We start from the raw sequence: 9,438 nt of genomic DNA, 5'->3' as shown, positions 1-9,438 counted from the left end.
GAAGGGCTCGGTCGCCGTGAAAGTGGGCGATCAGGTCAAGCGCGGCGACAAGCTGGGCGAGATCGGCCTGTCCGGGTTCACTGAGTTCCCGCATGTCCACCTGACCGTGCGCAAGGATGGCGAGCGTCTGGACCCCTATGTCGGGCGTCCCGGCGAGTATAAATGCGGCGATCCGCGGGAGCCGCTGTGGACTGACGCGGCGCTGAAGGCGCTGGAATACCGGCCGACCGGCGTTCTGGCCGTTGGCTTTGCCGCGACCCAGCCCAAAGCCGAGCTGGCGCGCAAGGGCGTCTATGACGGGCGGGCGATCAGCCGCGAGCGGCCGCTGGTCTTCTGGGTGGATGCGTTCGGCGTGCAGAAGGGCGACCAGCAGAATTTCCGCATGAGCGGGCCGGAAGGGGTGCTGATCGACAACCAGCGGACGCTGGAGGATTCCAATGTTTCCTGGTTCGCGTTCGCAGGGAAAAAGGCCCCGGCGGGCGGCTGGACCCCGGGCGAATACAGCATGAAATATACGCTGGAGCGCGACGGCGTGCTGGTGGCCAGCAAGGACGCCAGCATCCGCATCGACTGACGGCGGCGCGCGGGGCGCGGGGCTTTCGGATTTTACTGGAAGCTGGTGCCGCAGGAGAGAATTGAACTCTCGACCTCACCCTTACCAAGGGTGCGCTCTACCACTGAGCTACTGCGGCGCTCGCGCGTTGAAGGCGTGCCCTATAACGCGCTCCGGGGCGGGTGAGAAGGCCCCTGCTGCGCATCGCGAAATCGTCCGTGCGATTAACAGATTTTAAAGCCGCTCTGTTACACCGCTTCGCATGGCGATCATTGGCTTCTCCCAGGACCTGTTGTCCAGCTATTATAATGCGCGCATTCAGCAGAATGCGCTCAATAATGCGCTGGCGTCCGGGCGCGGGTCTTCGCAGGCCGGAAACGCCAACGGACAGGCCAAGCCGGGCGAGCTGCCGCCCTGGGACGTGCGGGGCGGGATCACCGGGCTGGACGAGCTGTCGCGTGATGTTCTGGGGTCCGGGCAGTTTTTCGAGGCCAGGGAATTTTCCGAATTCAGCGCGCCGGACGATCACAAGGATCTGTTTTCCCTGCATCAGGGATTGCGCCGGCTCTATGCGCTGGCCAGCGAGGCGTCCGAGGATTCGACCAGCGCCACGCGCCGCGCCTTCCTGGACCGGCGGTTTGGCGAGGGGCTGGAGCAGCTTCAGAGCTTCGTCGGCGATCTGGATCTTGAGGAGTTGAGCCTGGTGTCCAGCGCGGTGCTGGACGGGGTGAGAACGGATTCCCCGATCAAGCGCGGACAGAGCCAGTACACGACCGGCGTCATCCACAAGGGCGATTTCGACGCCGCGGTCGATGCGTTCCAGGGCAGCGTGCAATTCCAGATCGGCGTCACCAAGAATGGCGCGGAGACGGTGATCGATATTGATCTGGCCGATATGGGCGCGACAGAGCGGACGATGGATAACGTCGCCGCCCACATCAATTCGAAGCTGGAGGCCGCGGGCGTCATCACCCGGTTCGAGCGGGTGAAGATGGGCGAGAAAAACGATGTCGGGGTGATCCCCGGCAATGATTTCGGCTTCCAGATTTCCGGCGTTTCAACCGAGAAGATCCGCTTCGACGCGGCGGGAACGCCGTCCGCCTACATGCTGGGCATATCCGGCGGGACGGCCGGGCAGCTTTCCAAGATCGACGGTCTGACCGGGGTTCCCGAATACGATTTCATCCGGCGGCTGGCCATCGACTCCCCGGAGACCGATGACGCGGAATTCGACGCCAAGGCGGTGATCGCCGAGGCCAGCAAGAACCGCAAGGCCGGGGAGAGTGAAGAGGTCGAGGAAGAAGACCCGCCGGCGCTGACCCCGCGCGCGGTGGCGGCCGCGCCGAACGGCGAAATCTATGCGCTGGTCGAGACGCAGGGCCCGGTGGGCGGAACCGCGCCCAAGGGCGCGCAGGATCTGATGCTGGTGAAATACGATTCCACCGGCAAGACGGTCTGGACGCGGGCGCTGGGCGCGGCGGACGAGGCCGGGGGCGTGGACCTGGCGGTCAGCGCCGATGGCGGGGTGATCCTCACCGGCACGCTGGACGGGGCGCTGGGCGACACGCTGGACCGGGGCGAGGGCGACGCGTTCGCCGCGAAATACTCTGCCGACGGCTCCGAACAATGGCTGCAGCGCTTCGGCACCGGCGCGGCGGATCAGGTGACCGGCGTCAGCGTGGGCGATGACGGGACGATCTATGTCGCGGGAACCACGTCCGGCAATCTGGACGGGGCGGGCAATGGCGGCGGCAAGGACGCCTATATCCGCGCGCTGGGCGCGGACGGGACGCATCTCTATACCCGCCAGTTCGGCGGCGCGGGCGACCAGACGGCGACGGCCGTGGCCTTCGACGATAACGGCAATCTGGCCGTGGCGCTGAAGGATGGCGACGGCAACGGCTCCATCCAGAAATTCTCCGCCGCCGACGGAAGCTCCGCCGCGCTGTGGAGCTTTGATCTCGGCAATCTCAATGGCGGCTCCATCTCGGCGCTCGATTTCGACGGCGGGGCGCTTTATGCTGGCGGTTCGGCCGGGCAGGCCTCCGACATCGCCGGGGCCAATCCGGGCCATTCCGGCGGCCGGGACGGGTTCGTGCTCAAGCTCGCCGATAACGGCGGCTCCGCGGCGCAGGACTATGTTTCCTTTGTCGGATCGCCGACGACCGACGAGGTCCGCGACATCGTGGTCGAAGGCGGCGAGGTCTATCTGACCGGCAGCACCCGCGGGGCGATGTCCGGCGGCGGGGAGCTGACGGGCGAGTTGAACAGCTTCCTCAGCCGGATAAGCGCCGCGGACGGGTCGCTGGCCTACACCACGCAGCTCTCCGGGCGCGGCGGACAGTCGGAGGCGGTCTCCATCGCCATCGATCCGAAGGGCGACTCCGTGCTGGACCAGATCGGCCTGCCGCGCGGCACGCTGGATTATGGCGGGTCGGAGCGGATCATCGACCATACGGCGGTGCGTCCGGGCGACAGCTTTACCGTGGCGGTGGATGGCGGCCGCGCCAAGACCATCACCATCGAGGCGCGCGACACCTATCTGACGCTGACTTTCAAGATCAACGCGGCGCTGGTGCTGGACGGGAAGGCCAGCGTGGCGCGCTCCAGCGAAGGCAACCGCCTGCGGATCGAGCCACGCGAGGGCGTGAAAATCCAGATCGGCGCCGGGCCGGAAGGCAAGGACGCCCTGAAGGCGATGGGGCTATCGGCGGGCGTGGTCTATGAAGCGCCGGAAGTCGACGAGGACGACAAGGCCTCCGCGGCGCCGCCGCTTTATGGCCTCGACATCGATTTCGCCTCCGCGCTGAAGGAGAAAGACTCCGCCAAGGCGGCCGCGGCGATGCTGGGCGAGGCGATGAAGACCGTGCAGGAAGCCTATCGCAAGCTGACCGCGCCGGACACGGGCCAGTTCAAGAAGCCCAAAGGCCCGGTCCCGGCCTATCTTCAGGCGCAGCTGGCCAACTTCCAGGCCGGTCTGGACCGCCTGAACAGCGGCGGCGGCGGAAGCGCGGCGGGGCTGCTTCTCTAGAAAGATTTGTTGAATTCGCCGCGGCCCGGTTGACCGCCCATCAGCGGATACTTATGTGTCCGGCTCAATATTTAACTCCCCGGTTTAATTTGAGAGTCGTTTATGCCGCCAGTCCTCTCCATTTCCGGCCTTTCGAAAACCTATCAGGGCGGCTTTCAAGCGCTGACCGATGTCGATCTGGAGATCGAGAAGGGTGAGATTTTCGCGCTGCTGGGTCCCAATGGCGCTGGCAAGACGACGCTGATCAGCATTGTCTGCGGTATCGTGACCGCGACCGCCGGCAAGGTGACGGTCGATGGCCATGATATCCAGCGCGACTACCGCGTGGCGCGCTCCAAGATCGGGCTGGTTCCGCAGGAGCTGACAACCGATGCGTTCGAGACGGTCTGGGACACGGTCAGCTTTTCGCGCGGCCTGTTCGGCAAGGCGCCCGACGCGGCGCATATCGAAGCAACGCTGAAATCGCTGAGCCTGTGGGACAAGCGCAAAGAGAAGATCATGAATCTTTCCGGCGGCATGAAACGCCGGGTGCTGATCGCCAAGGCGCTGAGTCACGAGCCGGAAATCCTGTTCCTGGACGAACCCTCTGCCGGGGTGGACGTGGATCTGCGCCGGGACATGTGGGCGCAGGTGCGGGCGCTGCGCGAAAGCGGCGTCACCATCATCCTGACCACGCACTATATCGAGGAAGCCGAGGAGATGGCCGACCGCATCGGCGTGATCTCGCAAGGCAAGCTGGTCCTGGCCGAACAGAAAGAGACGCTGATGCAGCGCCTGGGCGGCAAGGAGCTGACGCTGCAGCTACAGGATCCGCTGAGCGAAATTCCGGCCGAGCTGGGTGAGTGGAATCTGACGCTGGGCGATGACGGCTATGCGCTGATCTACACGTTCGACGCGAACGAGGAACGCACGGGCATCCCGTCCCTGCTGCGCCGGATCAGCGATCTGGGCATCGGGTTCAAGGACCTCAACACACGCCAGCGTTCGCTGGAGGAAATCTTTGTCAGCCTAGTGAGGAATGGCGCATGAGCGGTCAAAGCCAGGTTCCCGCCTTCAACGCCTGGGGCGTGTGGGCGATCTACCGGTTCGAGATGGCGCGCGCCCTGCGCACGCTATGGCAGAGCGTGGCGACCCCGGTCATCACGACGGTTCTGTATTTCGTGGTGTTCGGCGCGGCCATTGGCGGCCGCATGGGCGAGGTGGACAGCGTCTCCTATGGCGCGTTCATCGTGCCGGGCCTGATCATGATGACGCTGTTCATGCAGTCGATCTTCAACGCCAGTTTCGGCATCTATTTCCCGAAATTCACCGGCACGATCTATGAGCTTCTGTCCGCGCCGGTCAGCTATCTGGAAATCCTGCTGGCCTATGTCGGCGCGGCGGCGACCAAGTCCATCGTTCTGGGCCTGATCATCCTTGTCACCGCATCCTTCTTCGTGCCGTTGCAGATCCTGCATCCGGTCTGGATGGTGGCTTTTCTGGTGCTGACGGCGGTGACGTTCTCGCTGTTCGGGTTCATCATCGGCATCTGGGCGGAAAGCTTCGAACACCTCCAGTTCATACCGATGCTGATTATCACCCCGCTGACTTTCCTGGGCGGCGCCTTCTATTCCATCGACATGCTGCCGCCCTTCTGGCGGACCGTGACCCTGTTCAATCCGGTGGTCTATCTGATCAGCGGCTTCCGCTGGTCGTTTTTCGAGACCTCGGACGTGGGGATCATGGCCAGCCTGATCGCGACGCTGGGCTTCTTCTTCGCGTGCCTGGCCGTGGTCTGGTGGATGTTCAAAACGGGCTACAAGCTGAAGAGCTAGAGAGAACCGGACCGATGCTCAGAGCGGGAACTGCGGACGATTACACGGCGCTGGGAGAGACCATGTTTGCCGCTGTAAGGGAGGGGCCGAGCCTCTACACCGAACGCCAGCGCCAGGCCTGGGTCCCGGCCGCGCGTTCAGGCGAGGAATGGAATGCGCGGCTTGGTCGGCAGGAGATCATTTTGTCGGAACGCGGACAGGAAATCGAAGGCTTCATGACCCTTGCGGAAGGGGGCTATATCGATTTCGCCTTCATCCGTCCGGAAAGCCAGGGTACTGGACTGTTCCGCCGTTTGTTCGAGGCGATACGCCAGCGCGCGCAACAGCACGGCTTCAACCGTCTCTGGGTTCATGCGAGCCTCACCGCCAAGCCGGCCTTCTCGGCAATGGGCTTCACGATCCTGCGCGAGGAAGCTGTTGAGGTCGGTGGCGAGACCCTCAAACGGTTCGAGATGGAAATGACGTTGCCAGCGCAATAAGCGCATCTCCAGCTTCGAACCGCGGCCGTAATTTCTGGCTGCCGGGGGCTTCTGGTTTACCCCCTGAATTAGCGGTCAACAGCTGAAGATCTAGCGCTTCAGGCCTTGGGCCAGTCGTCCTCCCGCAGCGTCTTTCCGGTCTCCAGCAACGTCTTGAGGTTGGAGATGACGGCCGGCCAACCCTGCGTGACGCCTTTCTCCATATCGGAGCCGGCGATCAGGTCGGAGTGGGTGACGGTGAGGCGGGTGTCCGGGCCAAGCGCGATCAGTTCGATGGTGACGCGCGACTCCTGATCAGGGTCGTGCGCGTTCTTTGGCGATGTCCAGCTGAAGACCATCCTGTTGGGCGGGTCCATCTCGATCACCTTGCCGGTGATATCGACCGTGCCGCTGCCGTCTGAGCGCACATGTTCCCACCGCGAGCCTTGTTTCCAGTCGGACTCGTTGTAGTGGCCCCAATAGGCCTTGGTGAGTTCGCGGTCGAGCAGGCCGTTCCAGACGGTTTCCTGATCGGCGGCTATGAAGACGGTATAGACAAAATCCGGGGCGCGTTCAGGCACGTCGTTTCTCCTCTGACGTTTCCATCTGTTCCTTGAAGTCGGTGAGGGCGTCCACGCGGGCGTCCTCGAACTTGCCAACCCAGCGGCGGACGATCTCGCCGATCGGAACCGGGTTGAGATAGTGGAGCTTCTCCCGCCCCCGCCATGCCGTACTGACCAGATTGGCTGATTCCAGGATGGCCAGATGCTTGGCCACGGCCTGCCGCGACATGGGCATGTTTTCGGCCATCTCGCTCAAGCTCTGGCCGTTACGCGCGAACAGCGCGTCCAGCAGGGACCGGCGGCTTTCATCGGCAAGGGCGCGGAAGACATCGCTCATGTCTCAGACTCATATGCAACTATATGGTTGCATGTCAAGCCATGTTCAAACCTGTCATGAAAATCCGGGTTTCAGGTCAGAGCAGTCCCAGCGACTTGAAGCTGGCGACCTCGTTTGCGCCTACGACCAGATGGTCATGCACCATGATCCCCAGCGGTTTGCCGGCCTCTATAACCTGCCGGGTCATGTCGATATCGGCGCGCGAGGGCGTGGGATCGCCGGAGGGGTGGTTATGGACCAGCACGATCGCCGTCGCGCCCAGTTGCAGGGCGCGTTTCATGATTTCGCGCGGATAGACCGGGGCATGATCCACGGTGCCCTTGCCCAAGATTTCATCGTCGATCAGGCGGTTCTTCTTATCCAGGAACAGCACGTGGAATTCTTCGCGCTGGGGGTCCGACATGGCGGTGCGGGCGTAATCCAGCAAGGCCGACCAGGACGAGATGACCGGGCGATTGATGACCCGGTTGCGCAACATGCGCACCGATGCGGCCTCGACGATTTTAAGCTCCAGCGCCGTTTTTTCCTTGATGCCCTTGACCTCCATCAGGCGCGGGGCGGGCGCGGCCATGACATCGGCAAAGGATCCGAATTCGGCGATCAGCGCCTTGGCGATGGGTTTGACGTCCTGCCTGGGAAGGGCGCGGGCGAGCAGCAGCTCCAGCATTTCATAGTCCGCCAGCGCGTCCGCGCCGGCGTCTGCAAAGCGCTGGCGCAGCCGTTCCCTGTGTCCGTGATAGTGCGGCTGATCCGCCACGCCCCCTTGCGCCTCGCCGTCCGTCAGGCCGCGTAGGGCGGTTTGTCGAGGCCCTTGGGCGATTTCGTGAACACCTCGAAACCATCCTCCGTCACGCCGATGGAATGTTCGAACTGGGCCGACAGGGAGCGGTCGCGCGTCACCGCCGTCCAGCCGTCTTCAAGGATTTTCACGCCGGGTTTGCCCAGATTGATCATCGGTTCGATGGTGAAGAACATGCCGGGCTTCAGCTTCATGCCGTGGCCCGGGCGTCCGTAATGCACGACATTGGGCGAGGCGTGGAAGACCTCGCCAATGCCGTGGCCGCAGAAATCCCGCACCACGGAGCAACGGGCGCGCTCGGCGTGTTCCTGAATGGCGTGGCCGATATCGCCCAGCGTGGCGCCGGGCTTTACCGCCTCGATCCCCTTCCACATGGACTCGAACGTGATGTCGATCAGGCGCTCGGCCTTCCGGCGCGGTTCGCCCATCACCACCATGCGGCTGGTGTCGCCGTGCCAGCCATCGATGATCAGCGTGATGTCCAGATTCATGATGTCGCCGTCCTTCAGGGGCTTTTCAGCCGGAATCCCGTGACAGACGACGTGATTGATCGAGGTGCAGACGAAGTTCTGGAAGCCCCGGTAATAAAGCGTGGCGGGCGTGGCGCCGTGATCCAGCGCGAATTCGCGCGCCAGATCGTCCAGCGCCTGCGTGGTCACGCCGGGCTTTGCGGCCAGCACCAGCTCGTCCAGCGCGGCGGCGGCCAGTTGGCCCGCCTTGCGCATGCCTTCAAAGGCTTCAGGCCCGTGAATCGTTGGTTCGCCGCGGTGTAGGGCCGGCGCGGCGTCGGCCAGTGAATCGGTCATGGTCAAAATCTTGGTTGCGTCTGAACCCTTATATAGGCCGCCGGAGCCTATTCATAAACGCTGCATCGCGGCTTCGACCGCAGGCTTCACCGCGTAATGGCTTTTCAGCTCCGCGCTCATGCGCGCCGGCTTGCCGGAATCAAGGTCGAAGCAGACGATTTTCCAGAGCGCCCGGAACAGGGTCTTGCCGTCTTTCGCGCGGCGGATCTGGAAGCGCCGTTCGGCGCGCAGGCGGCGGTCGGATGCGGTGACCCAGACCGCGATTTCCAGATCGTCGCCAGCAAAGGACGCGGCCAGATAGTCATACTCGGCGCGCATGATGGCCATGCCGCGCCGGGCGGCGATGCAGGTCTCCTCGTCGAACCCTTCGGAGTCCCAGTGCGCCCATGCGGTCTCGTCCAGCCAGCGCGGATAGACGCCGTTATTGACGTGGCCGAAGGCGTCGATGTCTTCAGCCCGCGCGGCGACGCGGTAGATGAAGGGGTCGGGAAAGTCCCAGTCCGTCACTGGCGAAGCTCGATGATGTTGAACTCGCTCTCATAATACGGGTCCGGGAATTCCATGCGCAGATGGTTTTCCCCGATGCGGTAGAGGCGGGCGATCTGGTCGCGCTCCTCGCCGCGTCCATATTCGGGCGGCGCCTCGTCGTCATAGCGCAGCCCGCCCAGATACAGCCAGCTCTGCCCGCCTTCGGGATAGAGATAGCCCTCTGTGCGCTGGGAGCCGGTGGTCTTGCGGAAGCGCAGCGCGCCGTCGCCCTGCGTGATGCGGCATTCGAACCAGTCATAAAGGATGGCCGGCAGGCCGAAATCCTTGCCGCCCAGCTTGATGACCCGGCAGTCATAGGTGCCATAGAGATCGTCGGGCGCGGCCGTCAGGGCCGGAGCGTCCAGCAGGGCGTTGACCGCCGCCGCGTCGGCCGCGTCCGCTTCCGCATTCATCCGCGCCACCGCGCTTTCGCGGTGCTGGTCTAGGTTCGACAGGCGCTGGCGGTCATTGGGCGTTGGCTCCGGCGCGGTCATGTTGCGCGCGGGCGGAGGTGACGTTTCGCCGTCATCCGGCGCGGCGGGCGGGGGC

At 63.9% G+C, this 9,438-nt stretch carries 11 protein-coding genes and 1 tRNA gene; 5 read left to right on the top strand and 7 right to left on the bottom strand.

Going from position 1 to position 9,438, the window contains the following annotated elements; genetic code table 11:
* On the top strand, positions 1-574 hold a 574-nt coding region (locus H2040_RS14050), incomplete at its 5' end, for a M23 family metallopeptidase (protein WP_287158207.1).
* Between the two features lie 43 nt (positions 575-617).
* On the opposite strand, the gene H2040_RS14045 is transcribed toward H2040_RS14050, so the two are convergent.
* Positions 618-692, bottom strand: a tRNA-Thr gene (locus H2040_RS14045).
* A 123-nt stretch (positions 693-815) separates the two neighbouring features.
* On the opposite strand from H2040_RS14045, the gene H2040_RS14040 reads away from it, so the two are divergent.
* The 4 genes from H2040_RS14040 to H2040_RS14025 all read left to right on the top strand — a co-directional run bounded on the left by H2040_RS14040 (position 816) and on the right by H2040_RS14025 (position 5,877).
* Entirely contained in the window at positions 816-3,584 is a 2,769-nt protein-coding gene (locus tag H2040_RS14040; protein WP_287158206.1) for a hypothetical protein, read from the top strand.
* Positions 3,585-3,686: 102 nt separating this feature from the next.
* Entirely contained in the window at positions 3,687-4,613 is a 927-nt protein-coding gene (locus H2040_RS14035) for an ABC transporter ATP-binding protein (protein WP_287158203.1), read from the top strand.
* Positions 4,610-5,398: an ABC transporter permease gene (locus H2040_RS14030; protein ID WP_022698737.1), complete on the top strand. Its 789-nt coding sequence runs from the start codon at positions 4,610-4,612 to the stop codon at positions 5,396-5,398. Before H2040_RS14035 ends, H2040_RS14030 begins: the two co-directional genes overlap by 4 nt.
* Positions 5,362-5,877 (top strand): GNAT family N-acetyltransferase, encoded by a 516-nt coding sequence (locus H2040_RS14025; RefSeq protein ID WP_287158199.1) that lies wholly within the window; start codon positions 5,362-5,364, stop codon positions 5,875-5,877. The genes H2040_RS14030 and H2040_RS14025 overlap by 37 nt, the downstream gene beginning before the upstream one ends.
* Positions 5,878-5,975: 98 nt before the next feature.
* Here H2040_RS14025 and H2040_RS14020 read toward each other — a convergent pair whose 3' ends face one another.
* The 6 genes from H2040_RS14020 to H2040_RS13995 all read right to left on the bottom strand — a co-directional run.
* Positions 5,976-6,437, bottom strand: a complete 462-nt coding sequence (locus tag H2040_RS14020) for an SRPBCC family protein (RefSeq protein WP_287158197.1) — start codon at positions 6,435-6,437, stop codon at positions 5,976-5,978.
* Complete coding sequence (locus H2040_RS14015; protein WP_287158195.1) at positions 6,430-6,756, bottom strand: ArsR/SmtB family transcription factor; 327 nt, start codon at positions 6,754-6,756, stop codon at positions 6,430-6,432. Before H2040_RS14015 ends, H2040_RS14020 begins: the two co-directional genes overlap by 8 nt.
* A 76-nt stretch (positions 6,757-6,832) precedes the next feature.
* Positions 6,833-7,576 (bottom strand): RadC family protein, encoded by a 744-nt coding sequence (gene radC / locus H2040_RS14010; protein WP_502709343.1) that lies wholly within the window; start codon positions 7,574-7,576, stop codon positions 6,833-6,835.
* Positions 7,537-8,361: a type I methionyl aminopeptidase gene (gene map / locus H2040_RS14005; RefSeq protein WP_287158194.1), complete on the bottom strand. Its 825-nt coding sequence runs from the start codon at positions 8,359-8,361 to the stop codon at positions 7,537-7,539. The genes radC and map overlap by 40 nt, the downstream gene beginning before the upstream one ends.
* A 51-nt stretch (positions 8,362-8,412) precedes the next feature.
* Positions 8,413-8,868 carry an acyl-CoA thioesterase gene (locus H2040_RS14000; RefSeq protein ID WP_287158193.1) on the bottom strand — a complete coding sequence of 152 codons (456 nt, stop codon included), beginning with the start codon at positions 8,866-8,868 and terminating at the stop codon, positions 8,413-8,415.
* Positions 8,865-9,438 (bottom strand): DUF4893 domain-containing protein (locus H2040_RS13995; protein ID WP_287158192.1); only part of this gene is annotated, 574 nt, incomplete at its 5' end. The genes H2040_RS13995 and H2040_RS14000, both read right to left, overlap by 4 nt.

Origin of the sequence: Euryhalocaulis sp., from assembly GCF_013911995.1 — a bacterium.
In the GTDB taxonomy this organism is placed as follows: domain Bacteria; phylum Pseudomonadota; class Alphaproteobacteria; order Caulobacterales; family Maricaulaceae; genus Euryhalocaulis; species Euryhalocaulis caribicus.
Note: the sequence above shows the minus strand (reverse complement) of the source record. Positions and strands in the feature narration are given on the sequence as shown.

Excerpts from the sequence above, each read along its gene's own strand:
- H2040_RS14040 (WP_287158206.1), top strand. The coding sequence starts at position 816 with ATGGCGATCATTGGCTTCTCCCAGGACCTGTTGTCCAGCTATTATAAT.
- H2040_RS14035 (WP_287158203.1), top strand. The coding sequence starts at position 3,687 with ATGCCGCCAGTCCTCTCCATTTCCGGCCTTTCGAAAACCTATCAGGGC.
- H2040_RS14030 (WP_022698737.1), top strand. The coding sequence starts at position 4,610 with ATGAGCGGTCAAAGCCAGGTTCCCGCCTTCAACGCCTGGGGCGTGTGG.
- H2040_RS14015 (WP_287158195.1), bottom strand. The coding sequence starts at position 6,756 with ATGAGCGATGTCTTCCGCGCCCTTGCCGATGAAAGCCGCCGGTCCCTG.
- map (WP_287158194.1), bottom strand. The coding sequence starts at position 8,361 with ATGACCGATTCACTGGCCGACGCCGCGCCGGCCCTACACCGCGGCGAA.